Origin of the sequence: Caballeronia jiangsuensis (assembly GCF_046030135.1) — a bacterium.
Classification (GTDB): Bacteria; Pseudomonadota; Gammaproteobacteria; order Burkholderiales; family Burkholderiaceae; genus Caballeronia; species Caballeronia jiangsuensis.
Map to the genome: position 1 here is coordinate 152,375 of NZ_JAQQDB010000008.1, position 16,303 is coordinate 168,677.

Below are 16,303 nucleotides of genomic sequence, written 5' to 3' on the forward strand. Positions count from 1 at the left end.
CCGTTCGCAGGGAGACATGGCCACCGTCGCGCTCGATCCCGACATCGCCACGCTGGAGAGTGCGCTCGCGTCTCCCCGTTGGCGTGAAGCCCGCCGTCTCGCGGCGCGTGAAGCGAAAGCATGCATCTGCACGCTGGATCGCGGCGGCCATGTGCTCGAAGGCGCGGCGCATATCGCCGATGCCACGCTCGATGCGTTCTTCGCGCAGTGTCCGTCCGAGCGGCTGGCAGCGCTCGCGGAAGCGGCGACGGCGACATCGGACGGCCGCTGCGTGATGCTTTCGCTGCAAGGCGCGGCCGCGTCGGTGGCGCAGGCGTTCGCGCTGCGCGTCGATGCGCACGGGCGGCGTGTCTTTCTCGTCGCGCTGCGTTCGCCTTCATCCGACGATCCGACGCCCGCGCCGTGGATCGCATTGCTCGGCGCGACGCTCGACGTCCTTTTGCACAGCGCCTTCGATCTCGCCGCCTACGACACGCTCGTCGAGGAACAGCGCGCGATCATCGATCATATCGGCGATGGTCTGATGGTCATCGGGCGAGGCCAGGTGCTGAGGCACGTCAATTCGGTCGCGGGGCGCATCCTCGGCATCGATCCGAAGACGAGCATCGGCAAGACGCTCAACGAGGTGATCGACTTCGAGCCGATCGTCGGACCGATTTATCGCACGGGCGTGGGCTATGTCGATCGCGAGCTGATCATCGATTCGCCGGCGCGGCATCTGCATCTGCTCGACACCGCCATTCCGATCAAGAACCGTTGCGGCGAAGTGGTGTCGGTCGTCAACACGTTTCGCGAGATGCGCCGCGTGCGCAAGATGGCCGGGCGCTACGCGGGCAATCACGCGCGCTTCACGTTCGGCAGCGTGATCGGATCGAGCGCGGGTCTGAAGCGCGCCGTCGATGCCGCGAAGAAGGCGGCGCGCGGTGCATCGAACGTGCTGTTGTCGGGCGAGAGCGGCGTCGGCAAGGAAGTCTTCGCGCAGGCGATCCACAACGCGAGCGCGCGCGCCGCGCAGCCGTTCATCGCGATCAACTGCGCGGCGTTGCCCCATGCGCTGATCGAAAGCGAGCTGTTCGGCCATGCGCCCGGCAGTTTCACCGGCGCGGCGCGCGATGGCCGTCCCGGCAAGTTCGAATCCGCCGATGGCGGCACGGTGTTTCTCGACGAGATATCGGAGCTGCCCATCGACGTGCAGGCGAAGCTGCTGCGCGTGCTGCAGGAGCGCGAAGTCACGCGCATCGGCGATACGCGCGGCATTCCCGTCGATGTGCGCATCATCTGCGCGAGCAATCGCGATCTCGCGTCGATGGTGCTCGCGAAGACCTTCCGCGAAGACTTGTACTACCGCTGCAATGTGATCGAAATCACGATCCCGCCGCTTCGCGAGCGTCGCGAGGATATCCGTGCGATGGCGGCATTTTTTCTCGATCGATACTGCACGCGCATGCACAAGCCGACGCCCGAGATCGCGGAAGATGCATTGCGGCAACTCGAAGCGCACAATTGGCCGGGCAATGTGCGCGAGATCGAGAATCTCGTCGAGAAGATCGTGAATTTCAATGAAGGCGAGCGGATCGCGGATGTGTCGTCGTTGCTTGGCGGTGCGTCTGTCGCGCAGACGGGCGGCGCGTCGGCGGCGCATCTTGGCGCGCCGGTTTCGCTGAAGGAAGCGGAACGCATCGCGATACAGGCCGCGCTCGAAGCGTGCGGCTTCAATGTGACGAACTGCGCGAAGCTGTTGCAGGTGTCGAAGCCGGCGCTGTACGCGAAGATGAAGCGGCATGGGATTCGTATCGAGAGGTCGATACGGCAGCCTGGCTAGTCGCCGTCTTTCGTCAGCAGCGACCAGACGGCGAGAAAAGGCACGGAACCGGATCGCATCGCGTGCAGATTGTTGCGAACGTTATGAATGCCCCCGCCGATACCCGGATCGATCCATTCGCCGCCGTCCTGCCGGAATTCACCGGGCGTGAAAAGCACATAGGCTTCCTCGGGCGGATGGCTGTGGTCGGGATAGCGCGTGTGCGGCAGCATCAGCGAGAAACCCAGTTGCACGTCATAGCGGCTTTCCGCGCCACCGGGCCCGCAGATCATGCCGTGCACGTGCGCGTCGATGTAATCGTCGCTGCCATTCACGCCCGATGAGCGTCGAGACCATCCGAGATCGGGTTCGAGCGATTTGATCGCGCGTGCGGCGGCGCCGAAGGCGGAGTCGTCGTCGATGAAAGGCGCAAGCGTGGCGTCGAGCCACTCGCACGCGGGATAGCGCGTGTGGTGCCGCACGCCGTCGTCGGATGGGGTCTGCAGCCGCTCGAACACGCGCGCGGCGACGCGGCGTCCACCTTCCGGCAGTTTCTCCGACTGGAACAGCTTCTCCGCAATGGCGATGAAAGCCGCCACGGTATCCGGACGACGATTCATAAGAGGCTCCCTCGTAACCTGGTGCTTCGATTCTCCGTCACAACCAGTCCGTTTCAAAGCTGCATGTCGTGAGCGGCACGCAGCCGTGCTGCGTGAGCACGACTTGCTGTTCCAGCTTGACGCCCTGGCTGCCGCCTTCCGCGCCGATATAACTTTCCACGCATAGCGTCATTCCGGTTTCGAAACGGCCGTCATAACCTGCGCTGTCCCAGTCCACCCGATGAGCGATCGACGGATATTCATCGACCATGCCGATTCCATGCGCCACGCAGCTATACCGGTTCTTCAGATACAACTCGGGAATCTTCCACGCTTTCTCGCTGAATTCGCGAAACGTCATGCCGGGACGCAACAGATCCATGTTGAAGTGGACTTGCGACCAGGCGAGTTCGTACAACCTGCGCTGCTCGTCCGATGGCCGCGCGTCGCCCACGATCCACGTGCGCGAAATATCCGAGCAGTAGCCGTGCGGTCCGACCATGTCGGTATCGAACGCGAGCAGCTCGCCGTTTTGCAGCACGCGCGACGAGCATTCGTGCATCCACGGGTTGGTGCGATCGCCGGAAGCGAGCAGCCGCGTCTCGATCCACTCGCCGCCGTGACGGATGTTCTCGAAGTGAAGATGCGCCCATAGCTCCTGCTCGGTCATGCCGGGCCGCAGCTCGCGTCGCATGCGCTCTATGCCTTTCTCGCATGCGCGCAGCGATTCGCCGATCAGCACGAGCTCGCCCGCCGACTTGATCGCGCGGGCGTCTTCCATCATCGCTTGTCCGTCGAGCAGCGTGAGGCCGCCTTTGACGAGAAGCGCAGTGCCGATGGGATCGAGCCGGTCGACCGCGAGCCGGCATTCACCGCGCGCGTGGGCGCGGAACACGTCGATGATTTCGTTCGCCCAGAGTTCGGCGCGGCTTTCGGCTTCGTGGCCCGCGTTGAAGTAGATCCAGCTCACCGCGCCGCGCAATTCGACACCCAAGTCGAGCGCGTCCCACACATGCTCGCAACTATGGAACTCCCACGCGACGATACGGCCATCGGCGAACACCATGACGTAGCGCGACGGATTGCGCGCCGTCCATATCTGCATGTTCGACGTGTCCGTCGCGTAGCGGATGTTGACGGGGTCGTACAGCAGGATCGCGGGGCATCGATGCTGCCTCAACTGCTCCAGCACGCGCGCGAGACGGTATGTCCTCACGTCGCGCAGGGTTTGCGCCTTGTCTTCGGTTTCGATCACGCTGCCTGTCTCCTCACAGTTCCAGCACGAGGTCCGAAGTGGGACGGCTGCAGCACAACAGGCGAAAGCCTTTCTGGACTTCCCTGTCGCGGATGCCGCCGTTGTGTTTCATGTCGACGGTGCCTTCCAGCACGCGGGTCTTGCACGTGCCGCACACGCCCTGACTGCACGACGACGCGACGGTGACGCCCGCCTTCTTCGCCGCCGACAGCACGGTCTGCGACGCGTTCATCGTGAATGACTTTGACGACCGCGAGAGCCTGACCGTGAACGTGTCCGACGCGGCGGGCGCGGCTTCAGGCTCCGCCGCGACACCCGCGCCGATATCGAAGCTTTCCTGGTGATAGCGCGCCGGATTGTGACCGCCTTCCCGAAGCATCGTGCGCACCGCGTTCATATATCCGGCCGGGCCGCAGGTGAAGACTTCGCGTTCCAGATAGTCCGGCGCCCACTGCGACAGCAACTGAAGACTGAGGCGGCCTGTCGGACCATTCCAGTCCGCTTCGTCGCCGATGCCTTCGCACACGAAAAACACGCGCAGTCGTGGCGAAAGCTTCGCGAGCCGCGCGAGTTCATCGCGGAACACGATATCAGCGGGCGTGCGCGTGCTATGGATGAAGACAATGTCGCGGTCCAGACCGAGATCGATGCTCGCGCGCGTCATCGACATCAGCGGCGTGACGCCGGAGCCTGCGGACAGGTAGAGAGATTTCGTCGCGGGCGCGGCGGTCGGCGTGAAGGCGCCGGAAGGACCATACGCGCGTAAGGTGCTGCCGGGCTTCATGTTGTCGTGCAGCCAGTTCGACACGGTCCCGCCCGGAACGCGCTTGACCGTGATGGACAGCAGAAACGGACGCGTCGGCGCGGATGAAATCGTGTAGCAGCGCTCGACCGATTGTCCCTGCACGTTCGCCGATATCGTCATGAACTGACCCGGCTCGAACCGCACGGGCAATCCGTCTTCCGTGCGGAATTCGAAGCTTCTGACGTCGTGCGTTTCATCGATGACGCGGCAGCATGTCAGCGTCTGCTGCTCGCCGCTCGGCCAGAGCCGGCCGCCGTGTTCCCAGGTGATGGCATCGGCGAGGCGGTCGGTGAGATCGAGAGCAGGAGCGAAGTTTCTGTCTACGGAGTTCATGGCGCTCAAAGTGCGTTTGCGATGAGCGCAGTATTGGAGCGCGCAAAAACACCGTCAACGCGCTTTATTTTCCGTTTTCCATTACTTCAAATTATGCGTAGTTCCGGGACGCTGGCTGGTCCGTTCAGCCGTCCACGGGTTGCGCGGGCGTCTCCAGATTGAGCTGATAGAACGCCGCGTCCAGCCAGCGGCCGAACTTGAATCCGGCTTCCCTGACGGTTCCGGAATGCGTGAAGCCCAGCCGCGTATGGAGGCGGATGCTCCCTTCATTCGACGCGTCCACGCACCCGACGAGCACATGCACCTGAGCTTGCCTCGCGCGATGGATTAGTTCGCGCAACAGCCGCTCGCCGAGCCCGAGTCCACGGCAATCGCGATGCACGTAGACGCTGTGCTCCACCGTGTACTTGAACGCGGGAAATGCGCGGAACGTGCCCCAGCTCGCGAAGCCCATCAGCTTGCCCGATGTATCGAATGCGCCGACGACCGGGAAGCCGCCTGCGCGTTTCGCCGCGAACCATGTCGTCATGGCTTCGACGGGGCGCGGCTTGTAGTCGTACAGCGCGGTCGAATTGACGATGGCTTCGTTCAGGATCTCGAGAATGGCGAGCGCGTGCTCGGCTTCGTTGCAGTCGATCAGGCGCACGTCGTCGTGCGGGGCGATGGTGTTCATTCGGTATCCGTTCAGGCTGAGGATGAATCAGGTCGCGGGCGCGTCGCCGATGGCGAGGATGTAGCGCGCTGCTTTCGAAGCGGGGTTGCTGAAGATCAGCGGGCGGTCCAGCCGCATCGCGAGGCAGTCGCCTTGCTGGAGCGCGTGAAGCTCGTCGCCGATCACGATGTCGATGCGTCCGCTCATCACCCAGACTTGCTGATGCATCGTCGATTCGCGTCCGCTCCGTTCGTAGGCGACGCGCGCGCCGGGCGGGAAATCCACCTCGACGAGTTGGAATGGGGACGGCCAGCCGGGTGGAGAAAGGTTTCGGCGCGTGTAGCCGGATTCGGGATCGCGCCATTTCAGTTGCTGGCGGCGGCGGGCGAGTGGTTCCGCTGGCGTGCCTTCCTGTTCGCCGCCGAAGAGGCTGGCGAGGGATACGCCTAGGCCGGCGGCGAGCTTGTCGAGTACCACCGCCGTCGGGCTGGCGGCGCCGCGTTCGATCATCGAAATCATGGAGCGGCTTACGCCGCAGCGGGCCGCTAGCGCGTCGAGGGTGTAGGCGCGGGCGGCGCGCAACTCGCGGATGCGATCGGCGATGCGTTGGTTTATGTCGCCGCTGGCGGGGGGTTCTTCGGGCGTTGTGTCTAGCATAGTGGATGTAGTGTCCAGTAAACTAGATGTTGTTGTCAAGGTTCGTCGTTGCCGGATCCCGGTTTCTTTGTGGTCTATTAGCTCTGCCCCTGTGCGGGGCGGCAGTCACTTTCTTTGCAGCAGCAAAGAAAGTAACCAAAGAAAGCAGCTCGCTCAGGCCCGCGGTCACACGCACGTTGGCTATGCTTGCCAGCCGCCCGTGGCACTCGCCTAAGTGTCGTCCTCACAGGCCCAATCGGGCTTGGCTCGCGCACGGTCTGCCGCACCAAATGTTTTGGCGTGTTGGTTCAGCACGAAATAGCTTCGGCACAGCGCTACGCGCTGCCGTTGGGTATGCGAAGGAAAGCATCGAAGAAGAAGCGCGCACGGACCCGATTGACCCGTCGGCCGCGAAGCGGGCCGGAGCTATTTGGTGCTGAACCAGTGAGGAAAAACATTTGGTGGCGCAGACCGTGCGCGGTCCAAGCCCTTATCTGCTTGTGGGGGCACTCGCTACTGCCGTGCCATTAGGCCAATCGCCTGTGCCGCGGCCGGCGTGAAGTGCTTAGGCTGGGGATAGCTGTTTCTTTGGTTACTTTCTTTGCAGCAGCAAAGAAAGTGACCCCCGCCCCGGGGAGGGGCAGTGCTAATAGACCACCGCGAAACCGGGATCCGGCAAAAGCCTGCAGCGTGCCACAAGCTCCCGCCAAGACCCCGACCCCCAACCTCAACCGTACACAGGAAACCGCTTCGTCAACTCAGCGACCTGCGCGCGCACGCGTTCGAGGTTACCCGCATCTTCCGGGCTTTCCAGCACATCGGCGATGAGATTCCCAACGATCTCCGCTTCCTTCGTACCAAATCCACGCGTGGTCATCGCCGGCGAGCCGAGTCGCACGCCGCTCGTGACGAACGGCTTTTCCGGATCGTTAGGAATGGCGTTCTTGTTGACCGTGATGTGCGCAGCGCCGAGCGCAGCTTCGGCAGCCTTCCCAGTGATCTTCTTGGCACGCAAATCGACGAGCATCACATGACTTTCCGTGCGGCCCGACACGATACGCAGACCGCGTTTCACCAGCGTTTCGGCCAGCACCCGCGCATTATCGACGACGCGTTGCTGATACTCCTTGAATTCCGGCGACAAGGCTTCCTTGAACGCGACAGCCTTCGCGGCAATCACGTGCATCAGCGGCCCGCCCTGAATGCCCGGGAAAATCGCAGAATTGATCTGCTTCTCATACTCGGCCTTCATCAGGATCACACCACCGCGCGGTCCGCGCAGGCTCTTGTGCGTGGTTGTGGTGACGAAGTCCGCGTGCGGCACCGGATTCGGATACACACCCGCCGCGATCAGGCCGGCATAGTGCGCCATATCGACCATCAGATACGCGCCGACGTTCTTCGCGATCTTCGACAGACGCTCGAAGTCGATCTTCAACGCAAACGCCGACGCCCCCGCGACGATCAGCTTCGGCTTATGCTCGTTGGCGAGCTGCTCGGCCGCTTCGTAATCGATGTCCTCGGCTTCGTTCAGCCCGTAGCTCACCACGTTGAACCACTTGCCCGACATGTTGACCGGCGAGCCGTGCGTGAGGTGGCCGCCGTGCGCGAGACTCAGGCCCATGATCGTGTCGCCGGGCTTGAGCATCGCGAAGAACACGCCCTGGTTGGCCTGCGAGCCGGAGTTCGGCTGCACGTTCGCGGCTTCGGCGCCGAAGAGCTGCTTCACGCGATCGATCGCGAGCAGCTCGACCACATCGACATATTCGCAGCCGCCGTAATAGCGCTTGCCCGGATAACCCTCGGCGTACTTGTTCGTGAGTTGCGAGCCCTGCGCGGCCATCACGGCCGGGCTCGTATAGTTTTCCGACGCGATCAGTTCGATGTGATCTTCCTGACGACGATTTTCATCGTTAATGGCGGCCCAGAGTTCCGGATCGACGTTTTCAACGGTGCTGGCTGCGCGACTGAACATGATGGTTACCCATGTGAGAAGAGAACGGGTTGCTGCGGGAACTCCGACTGTCCCGTATTCCATCGAAAGCCGGCGCATCCGGATAGAAGAATTCCGACATTACGCTGGAATGCGGGCACCCGTTTGGTGCGCCCGTGCGTCGGGCACATCGCGGATGCGCTTCGTATCTGTGCACGAATCCGCGCGATTGACGCCGAAGCCACGTACTTTCAGCCTTGGCACGCTTATCGCATAAAGAGCTTCAGGAGTGGCAGTCACAATCTGGCAATGGATGACTAGGGTTCCGGTCCGCATCGATGTCGATGCGCGATGCTGGTCCGAGAGTTGTCGACCTCGAACGAGGTTACACGGCGGGACAAAAGCCCGGGAGAGAACGCGATGCGTCGCGCCGCTCCTGCCGTCGATAACCGTTCAATGCGAGGTCAACCTCATGCGCGTCCGTTTTCTCGCCGCTGCCGCCGTCGCTCTCTCCGTCTGCTTCTCCACGCCCTCATTCGCTCAGGCCCGCAAGGACTTCAAGGTCTGCTGGACCATCTACGCCGGCTGGATGCCGTGGGGCTACGCGAAGACTCAGGGCATCATGTCCAAGTGGGCGAAGAAGTACGGCATCAATGTCGATGTCGTGCAGCTCAACGACTACATCGAATCGATCAATCAATACACCGCCGGCAAGTTCGACGGCTGCGCGATGACCAACATGGACGCGCTGACCATCCCGGCGACGGGCGGCGTGGACAGCACCGCGCTGATCGTCAGCGATTACTCCAACGGCAACGACGGCGTGCTCATCAAGGGTGCGGGCAAGAAGGTCGCCGATCTCAAGGGCCAGCCGGTCAATCTCGTCGAGCTTTCGGTGTCGCACTATCTGCTCGCGCGCGCGCTCGAATCGGCAGGGATGAGCGAGCGCGACATCAAGACCGTCAACACGTCCGATGCCGATATCTCCGGCGCATTCGCAACCGCCGACGTGCACAACGCGGTCACATGGAACCCGATGCTCGCCGATCTCAAGGCGAAGCCCAACGTCACCGAAGTGTTCGATTCGAGCCGTATTCCCGGCGAAATCATGGACATGATGGTCGTCAACACGAAGACGCTGCACGACAACCCCGCGCTCGGCAAGGCGCTCACGGGCGCATGGTTCGAGATCATGCAGACGATGCACGGAACGTCGCCGGATAGCGAGGCCGCGCTTACATCGATGGCCAAGGCGTCGGGCACCGATCTCGCCGGCTACAAGTCGCAGCTCTCGACCACCGCGCTGTTCTACACGCCGCAACAGGCGCTCGACTTCGCGACGAGCCCGAACATGCCGAAGATCATGACGCGCGTTGCGCAGTTCTCCTTCGATCACGGTCTGCTCGGCAAGGGCGCGCCGAACGCGGGCGCGGTCGGCATGGCGTTCGAGAACAACGTGGTCGTCGGCAGCAAGAGCAATCTGAAGCTGCGTTTCGATCCGACCTACGTGCGCATGGCCGCGCAAGGCAAGCTGTGAGCGGCGCGGCGTTCTGAAGAGGAGAGGCCCATGCGGCTCATCAACCGACACCCCGGCCGCACCGCCAGTCTGATGCTGTTGCTGCTGCCGTTCATCGTGCTCGTCGCGGTGTATTTCACGGGCTCGTCGATTCGCCTGCAGGCGAATCCCGACGACAAGCTGCTGCCGTCCGCCACGCAGATGAAGGCCGCGCTCAACGAGTACGCGTTCACGGAGGACAAGCGCACGGGCGAGCATCTGATGCTGAGCGACACGGTATCGAGCATGAAGCGGCTCGGCATCGGGCTCGTCTCGAGTGCGGCCATCGCGCTCGTGTTCGGCATCGTGACGGGCAGCATTCCGCTTGTTGGCGCGACGCTGTCGCCGTTCATCACGGTGATATCGATGATCCCGCCGCTCGCCGTCCTGCCGATTCTGTTCATCGTGTTCGGCCTCGATGAACTGTCGAAGGTCGTGCTGATCGTGATCGGCATCACGCCGATGATGATCCGCGATCTGCAACAGCGCACGCGCGATATTCCCGAGGAATTGTGGATCAAGGCGCAGACGCTCGGCGCATCGAGCTGGACGCTGATCCTGCGCGTGATCGTGCCGCAACTGCTGCCGCGTCTGTTGATCGCGCTGCGGCTCGCGTTGTGTTCCGCGTGGCTCTTTCTGATCGCGGCAGAAGCGATTGCATCGACGGATGGTCTCGGCTATCGCATCTTCCTCGTGCGCCGCTATCTCGCGATGGACGTGATCCTGCCGTATGTCGCGTGGATCACGCTGCTCGCATGGCTCATCGACGAAGCGCTGCGCCGTCTCACGCAATGGGCGTTCCCCTGGTATCAGGAAGGTCGCGGAGGCCGCGCATGATCGAAATCCGCAACCTGTGGAAGCAGTACGACGATCAGGTCGTGCTGGAGCGGCTCAATCTGCGCATCGCGGAAGGCGAATTCTGCTCGATGGTCGGTGCGTCGGGCTGCGGCAAGTCGACGTTTCTGCGCATGCTGCTAGGCCAGGAACGTCCGACGCGCGGCGAGATCCTGCTCGATGGCGAGCCCTTGCCGAGCGAGCCGGACCCGCATCGCGGCGTCGTGTATCAACGCTATTCGGTGTTCCCGCATCTGACCGTGTTGCGCAACGTGATGCTCGGGCTCGAACTGCCGCATGCGCGTTTCACGGGACGTCTGTTCGGCGCGCGCCGCCGTCTCGCACGCGATGAAGCCGTCGCGATGCTCGCGCGCGTCGGCCTTGCCGATTCGCTCGACAAATACCCGCATCAACTCTCGGGCGGCATGCAGCAACGCCTCGCGCTTGCGCAGGCGCTCGTGATGAAGCCGCGCGTGCTGCTGCTCGACGAACCCTTCGGCGCGCTCGATCCGGGCATCCGCCGCGACATGCACGAACTGCTGACGAGCCTCTGGCGCGAAGCGAAGCTGACCGTCTTCATGGTCACGCACGACCTGAAGGAAGGCTTCACGCTCGGCAGCCGCGTGCTGGTATTCGACAAGGTGCGCATCGACCCGCAAGCGCCGCAGGCATACGGCGCGCGCATCACTTACGACATTCCGCTCGAACGCAACGGCGTGCGCGAAGCGCAACCGGCGATGGAAGTTCCGCCGCTGCTCGCCGTGCCCGCATGATCGAAAGGACATAACACATGAACGAAATCCTGCTCGAAGAAACGATTCCCGGTGGCGGCCACGCGTCGCTGATCATGAAGCGCGGCCAGTTGCTGCGCATCACGGACGTGCGCGGCGGCGCGAACGTCGCGATGCTGCTTTTCAATGCCGCAGAAAAGAGCGAGCGTCTGAACCTGCCCGATACGCTCAAATGCCAGCACACCGCGAAGCTGACCAAAGGCCATTGCCTCTATTCCGACATGGGGCGCGTGCTCGCGGCGATTGTCGCGGATACGTGCGGATGGCACGACAGCCTCGCCGGTGTATCGAATGCGGCGGAAGTATTGGAGAAGTACGGCGAAGGCCGCTATCAGGAACTGTGCAACGCGTTCTATCGCAACGGCACGGACAACCTGCTCGTCGAAATGGGCAAATGGGGCCTCGGCATCGCGGACTTGCTGATGACGCTGAATCTATTCAGCCGCGTCGACGTGACCGATGCGGGCGCGTTGCACTTCGTGCAGGGCAATTCGCAGGCGGGCGACTATATCGAACTGTATGCGCCGATGAACACGCTCGTCGTGCTGACGGCGGTCCAGCATCCGCTCGATCCGAATCCCGAATACGCGCCCAAGCCCGTGAAGCTCGCGCTGAGCAATGCGGATGCTCAAGTCGCGGAAATCTGCCGTACATCGTGCGATGAAAACGCGCGCGGCTTCATCAATACCGAACGATTCTTTCTCTGAGCGAGAGACGCGCATGACGACATCCAATCTCACGGCGAGCACGCTCGATCCAGTCAACGCGATCTTTCGCGAGACCTTGCCCGCGGGCGAACCGTGGCTCAAGGAGCTGAAAGCGGGGCAGACGCTGCGCATCCGCGACGTCGAAGGCAATCAGGCCATCGATACGCTCTTCTACAGCGCGGCTGATCCGCGCGAGCGCTACGACGCGCAACGCACGCTGCGCCGTCAGCAAAGCCTCTATCTGACGACGGGCACCGTGCTCTATTCGAACCTCGGCAATCCGATGCTGACGATCATCGCTGACACATGCGGGCGGCACGACACGCTCGGCGGCGCGTGCGCGCAGGAAAGCAACACCGTGCGCTATGCGCTGGAGAAACGCTACATGCACAGTTGCAGGGATAACTATCTGCGGGCCTGCGCGCACGATGGCAGGCTCTCGAAGCGCGACATCGCCGCGAACATCAACTTCTTCATGAACGTGCCGGTGACGGCCGAAGGCGGCCTCACGTTCGAGGACGGCATTTCGGGCGCGGGCAAGTACGTCGAGCTGCGCGCCGAGATGGACGTGATCGTGCTGATCTCGAACTGCCCGCAACTGAACAACCCGTGCAACGCGTATAACCCGACGCCGGCGGAGCTGACGATATGGAACTGAGCACCTTGCGTCGCTGGCTCTACACGGTGATGAAAGCGCGCGCGCAGCGTCTGCTGCAGTTCGAAGGCCGCGCCAGGCGCTGATGAACGCCGACCTGCCGGGGACGACCCCGGCATGCATGCTCACGTGGCGGGACGGCCCGCCCACGCATTGAACATCCACTCATGTTCGACAAAGTCCTCATCGCGAATCGCGGCGCGATCGCGTGCCGCATTTTGCGCACGCTGCGCGAGCTGAATGTAACTGGTGTCGCCGTCTATAGCGAAGCGGATCGCGCGAGCCGCCATGTCAGTCTCGCCGATACCGCATGCAGTCTCGGCGATGGCGCCGCGAGCATCACCTATCTCGACATCGCGAAGATTCTCGCTATCGCGCGCGAAGAAGGCGTGCAGGCGATTCATCCGGGCTACGGCTTTCTGTCGGAGAACGCGTCGTTTGCAGAAGCATGCGAAGCGGCCGGCGTCGCGTTCATCGGACCGACGCCCGCGCAGTTGCGCGCCTTCGGCCTCAAGCACACCGCGCGCGCGATCGCCGCTGAAGAAGGCGTCCCGATGCTCGAAGGCACGGGCCTCCTCGATGACATCGACGCCGCGCTCGAAGCGGCGCAACGCGTCGGTTATCCGGTGATGCTGAAGAGCACGGCGGGCGGCGGCGGCATCGGCATGCGCGTGTGCCGTAGCGCCGACGAGCTCGCCGCGCAGTTCGATATCGTCAAGCGACTGGGTCAGAACAATTTCAGCGATGCGGGCGTGTTCCTGGAGAAGTACATCGAACGCGCGCGGCATCTCGAAGTGCAGGTTTTCGGCGACGGCAAGGGCGATGCCATCGCGCTCGGCGTGCGCGACTGTTCGGTGCAGCGGCGCAACCAGAAAGTGCTCGAAGAAACGCCCGCGCCGAATCTCCCCGAAGGCATGGCAGCCGCGCTCTGCGAAGCCGCGATCCGGCTTGCGCGTGCAGTGTCGTATCGTTCGGCGGGCACGGTCGAATTCGTCTACGACAGCGAGGCGGCGCGCTTTTATTTCCTCGAAGTGAACACGCGCCTGCAGGTGGAGCATGGCGTGACGGAGCAGGTGTGGGGCGTCGATCTGGTGCGCTGGATGATCGAGCTCGCAGCGGGCACCTTGCCCTCGCTCGACACGCTCGCTCGCGATCTCGAACCGCGCGGCCATGCGATCCAGGCGCGTCTTTATGCCGAAGATCCGGGCCGCGATTTCAAGCCCTGTCCGGGATTGCTCACCGATGTGTCGTTTCCATCATCCGATGGCCGAGCGCTTCGCATCGACACATGGATCGAAGCCGGCTGCGAGGTGCCGCCGTGGTTCGATCCGATGCTCGCGAAGCTGATCGCATGGCAACCTACGCGCGAGGCGGCGCGTCACGCGCTCGATGCCGCGCTCGACGCGACGCGCATCTACGGCGTCGAAACGAATCGCGGCTATCTGCGGCAGATTCTCGCGGATACGCCGTTCGCAAGCGGCCATCCGTGGACGCGTTGTCTCGAAGGCTTGCGCTATCGCGCATCGACATTCGAAGTGCTGAGCGGCGGCACGCAAACGACCGTGCAGGATTATCCGGGAAGGCCGGGCTATTGGGCGGTGGGCGTGCCGCCTTCCGGTCCGATGGACGATCGCGCGCTGCGCCTCGGCAATCGCCTGCTCGCCAACGACGACGATGCTGCCGCGCTCGAAATCACGATGAGCGGTCCGACGCTGCGCTTCAACACGAATGCGATCGTGGCGGTGACGGGCGCAACGCTGCCCGTCATGCTCGACGACATCGCGCAGCCGATGAACACGACATTCCTCGTCGCGGCCGGCTCGACGCTCGCGCTCGGCACGATCCGCGGCGCGGGCGCGCGTGCGTATCTGTGCGTGCGCGGCGGGCTCGATGTCGCGCGCTATCTCGGCAGCCGCAGCACGTTCACGCTCGGCCAGTTCGGCGGGCATGGCGGGCGTGCATTGCGTGCGGGCGACGTGCTGCATGTTCATGGGCTCACGAACCGCGAAGCAGGCGCGACGTTGTCCGATTCACTCGTGCATCGTCTCGACGATGTGCGCGTGCTGCGCGTGATCTACGGTCCGCACGGCGCGCCGGAGTACTTCACGGCGTCCTATATCGACCGCTTCCTCGACACCGACTGGGAAGTCCATTTCAATTCGAGCCGCACAGGTGTGCGTCTCATCGGTCCGAAGCCCGAATGGGCGCGCGCCGATGGCGGCGAAGCGGGGCTGCATCCGTCGAACATTCACGACAATCCGTATGCTGTCGGCGCGATCGATTTCACCGGCGACATGCCCGTGATTCTCGGTCCCGATGGCCCGAGTCTCGGCGGTTTCGTGTGTCCGGTCACGGTGATCGAGGCGGACCTGTGGCAGATCGGCCAGTTGAAGGCGGGCGACAAAGTGCGCTTCGTTCCTGTGGATATCGCGACCGCACGCACGGACCCTGTGCCGCAAACGACATTGCAATCGCCGGTCGTGCTCGACATCGGTGAAGGCGATGAACGGCTCGTCGCGCGGCTCTCCGGCGACACGCATCTGCTGCTCGAACTCGGTCCGCCCGAACTCGATCTCGTGTTGCGCTTTCGCGGCCATGCGTTGATGCAATCGCTCGAAGCATCGCGGTTGCCGGGCGTCGTCGATCTGACGCCGGGCATCCGCTCGCTGCAAGTTCATTATCAGCCGGAACGATTGGCGCTCGACACGCTGCTGGAACACGTCGCGTCGGCATGGCGCAGCGTGCTGCTGCAAAAGGACCTGCGCGTGCCGTCGCGTGTCGTACATCTGCCGCTGTCGTGGGACGATCCCGCGTGCCAGCTCGCCATCGACAAGTACATGACCACCGTGCGCAAGGACGCGCCGTGGTGCCCGAGCAACCTGGAGTTCATTCGCCGCATCAACGGGCTCGATTCGATCGATGACGTGAAGCGCGTCGTCTTCGATGCGCGCTATCTCGTGATGGGCCTCGGCGATGTCTATCTCGGCGCGCCGGTCGCGACGCCGCTCGATCCGCGTCATCGGCTCGTAACGACGAAATACAACCCGGCGCGCACGTGGACGGCGGAGAACTCGGTCGGCATCGGCGGCGCGTATCTGTGCGTCTACGGCATGGAAGGGCCGGGCGGGTATCAGTTCGTCGGGCGCACGTTGCAGATGTGGAACCGCTATCGCGAAGTCGCGGATTTCGCGGGGCGTCCGTATCTGTTGCGCTTCTTCGATCAGATCCGCTTCTACGAAGTCTCCAGCGACGAACTGCTGCGCATACGCGAGACGTTTCCGCTCGGGCGTTATCCTTTGAAGATCGAGGAGACAGAGCTGTCTCTCGCCGACTATCAGGCCTTTCTCGATCGCGAAGCAGACGGCATCGCGCAGTTTCGCGCGCATCAGCAAGCGGCGTTTCAGGACGAGCGGCAACGCTGGCACGAAGCGGGCAGCGACGAAACGGCGCTCGATGCACCCGTCGCCGTCGATGCGGAGATCGCGCCGCTCGCCGATGGCCAGATCGCCGTCGATAGCGAGATCGCGGGCAATCTGTGGCAGGTGCGCGTCGAGGCCGGCGCGAGCGTCGAAGCGGGCGACGTGCTCGTCGTCATCGAATCGATGAAGATGGAGATATCGGTGATCGCGCCGTGCGCGGGCATCATCGGCGAGATTCATGTCGCGCCGGGTTCGTCCGTTCGCGCGGGGCAGCGCGTCGCCGTGATCGAACAGCGCGCTTGACGCTTGACGCACTTCATACCAAAGG

The 16,303-nt window shown here is 63.3% G+C and carries 13 protein-coding genes and 1 riboswitch; of the genes, 7 read left to right on the top strand and 6 right to left on the bottom strand.

Annotation, left to right across the window (positions count from 1 at the left end; all coding sequences use genetic code 11):
- Positions 1–16 precede the first annotated feature (16 nt).
- On the top strand, positions 17–1,822 hold the full coding sequence (locus PQR08_RS11015; RefSeq protein WP_250486472.1) for a sigma-54 interaction domain-containing protein: 1,806 nt from the start codon (positions 17–19) through the stop codon (positions 1,820–1,822).
- On the opposite strand, the gene PQR08_RS11020 is transcribed toward PQR08_RS11015, so the two are convergent.
- From PQR08_RS11020 to glyA, 6 genes are all read right to left on the bottom strand, one after another.
- Positions 1,819–2,421, bottom strand: a complete 603-nt coding sequence (locus PQR08_RS11020; RefSeq protein ID WP_250486473.1) for a dimethylsulfoniopropionate lyase — start codon at positions 2,419–2,421, stop codon at positions 1,819–1,821. The genes PQR08_RS11015 and PQR08_RS11020 overlap by 4 nt on opposite strands.
- 37 nt (positions 2,422–2,458) lie before the next feature.
- Positions 2,459–3,655, bottom strand: coding sequence for a M24 family metallopeptidase (locus tag PQR08_RS11025; protein ID WP_250486474.1), 1,197 nt, complete (start codon positions 3,653–3,655; stop codon positions 2,459–2,461).
- Positions 3,656–3,668: 13 nt separating this feature from the next.
- Entirely contained in the window at positions 3,669–4,793 is a 1,125-nt protein-coding gene (locus PQR08_RS11030; protein ID WP_250486475.1) for an FAD-binding oxidoreductase, read from the bottom strand.
- A 124-nt stretch (positions 4,794–4,917) separates the two neighbouring features.
- Positions 4,918–5,466 (bottom strand): GNAT family N-acetyltransferase, encoded by a 549-nt coding sequence (locus PQR08_RS11035; protein ID WP_250486476.1) that lies wholly within the window; start codon positions 5,464–5,466, stop codon positions 4,918–4,920.
- Positions 5,467–5,493: 27 nt separating this feature from the next.
- The gene (locus PQR08_RS11040) at positions 5,494–6,102 is read right to left on the bottom strand and encodes a helix-turn-helix domain-containing protein (protein WP_250486495.1); all 609 of its coding nucleotides are present in this window, start codon (positions 6,100–6,102) and stop codon (positions 5,494–5,496) included.
- Positions 6,103–6,808: 706 nt separating this feature from the next.
- On the bottom strand, positions 6,809–8,056 hold the full coding sequence (glyA, locus tag PQR08_RS11045; protein WP_250486477.1) for a serine hydroxymethyltransferase: 1,248 nt from the start codon (positions 8,054–8,056) through the stop codon (positions 6,809–6,811).
- Between the two features lie 264 nt (positions 8,057–8,320).
- A riboswitch (guanidine-I (ykkC/yxkD leader) is annotated at positions 8,321–8,428 on the top strand.
- Between the two features lie 58 nt (positions 8,429–8,486).
- Between glyA and PQR08_RS11050 the strand changes: the two genes are divergently transcribed.
- From PQR08_RS11050 to uca, 6 genes are all read left to right on the top strand, one after another.
- Positions 8,487–9,551: a putative urea ABC transporter substrate-binding protein gene (locus tag PQR08_RS11050; RefSeq protein WP_035511463.1), complete on the top strand. Its 1,065-nt coding sequence runs from the start codon at positions 8,487–8,489 to the stop codon at positions 9,549–9,551.
- 30 nt (positions 9,552–9,581) lie between these two features.
- Complete coding sequence (locus tag PQR08_RS11055) at positions 9,582–10,406, top strand: ABC transporter permease (RefSeq protein ID WP_250486478.1); 825 nt, start codon at positions 9,582–9,584, stop codon at positions 10,404–10,406.
- The gene (locus PQR08_RS11060) at positions 10,403–11,176 is read left to right on the top strand and encodes an ABC transporter ATP-binding protein (protein WP_187606896.1); all 774 of its coding nucleotides are present in this window, start codon (positions 10,403–10,405) and stop codon (positions 11,174–11,176) included. The genes PQR08_RS11055 and PQR08_RS11060 overlap by 4 nt, the downstream gene beginning before the upstream one ends.
- Before the next feature lie 17 nt (positions 11,177–11,193).
- Complete coding sequence (locus tag PQR08_RS11065) at positions 11,194–11,901, top strand: urea amidolyase associated protein UAAP1 (RefSeq protein ID WP_250486479.1); 708 nt, start codon at positions 11,194–11,196, stop codon at positions 11,899–11,901.
- A gap of 13 nt (positions 11,902–11,914) precedes the next feature.
- Positions 11,915–12,559 carry an urea amidolyase associated protein UAAP2 gene (locus tag PQR08_RS11070; protein ID WP_035511453.1) on the top strand — a complete coding sequence of 215 codons (645 nt, stop codon included), beginning with the start codon at positions 11,915–11,917 and terminating at the stop codon, positions 12,557–12,559.
- A 164-nt stretch (positions 12,560–12,723) separates the two neighbouring features.
- Positions 12,724–16,278, top strand: coding sequence for an urea carboxylase (uca, locus tag PQR08_RS11075; RefSeq protein ID WP_250486480.1), 3,555 nt, complete (start codon positions 12,724–12,726; stop codon positions 16,276–16,278).
- Positions 16,279–16,303: the final 25 nt, after the last annotated feature.

Excerpts from the sequence above, each read along its gene's own strand:
- PQR08_RS11015 (WP_250486472.1), top strand. The coding sequence starts at position 17 with ATGGCCACCGTCGCGCTCGATCCCGACATCGCCACGCTGGAGAGTGCG.
- PQR08_RS11020 (WP_250486473.1), bottom strand. The coding sequence starts at position 2,421 with ATGAATCGTCGTCCGGATACCGTGGCGGCTTTCATCGCCATTGCGGAG.
- PQR08_RS11030 (WP_250486475.1), bottom strand. The coding sequence starts at position 4,793 with ATGAACTCCGTAGACAGAAACTTCGCTCCTGCTCTCGATCTCACCGAC.
- PQR08_RS11035 (WP_250486476.1), bottom strand. The coding sequence starts at position 5,466 with ATGAACACCATCGCCCCGCACGACGACGTGCGCCTGATCGACTGCAAC.
- PQR08_RS11040 (WP_250486495.1), bottom strand. The coding sequence starts at position 6,102 with ATGCTAGACACAACGCCCGAAGAACCCCCCGCCAGCGGCGACATAAAC.
- glyA (WP_250486477.1), bottom strand. The coding sequence starts at position 8,056 with ATGTTCAGTCGCGCAGCCAGCACCGTTGAAAACGTCGATCCGGAACTC.
- PQR08_RS11050 (WP_035511463.1), top strand. The coding sequence starts at position 8,487 with ATGCGCGTCCGTTTTCTCGCCGCTGCCGCCGTCGCTCTCTCCGTCTGC.
- PQR08_RS11055 (WP_250486478.1), top strand. The coding sequence starts at position 9,582 with ATGCGGCTCATCAACCGACACCCCGGCCGCACCGCCAGTCTGATGCTG.
- PQR08_RS11060 (WP_187606896.1), top strand. The coding sequence starts at position 10,403 with ATGATCGAAATCCGCAACCTGTGGAAGCAGTACGACGATCAGGTCGTG.
- PQR08_RS11065 (WP_250486479.1), top strand. The coding sequence starts at position 11,194 with ATGAACGAAATCCTGCTCGAAGAAACGATTCCCGGTGGCGGCCACGCG.
- PQR08_RS11070 (WP_035511453.1), top strand. The coding sequence starts at position 11,915 with ATGACGACATCCAATCTCACGGCGAGCACGCTCGATCCAGTCAACGCG.
- uca (WP_250486480.1), top strand. The coding sequence starts at position 12,724 with ATGTTCGACAAAGTCCTCATCGCGAATCGCGGCGCGATCGCGTGCCGC.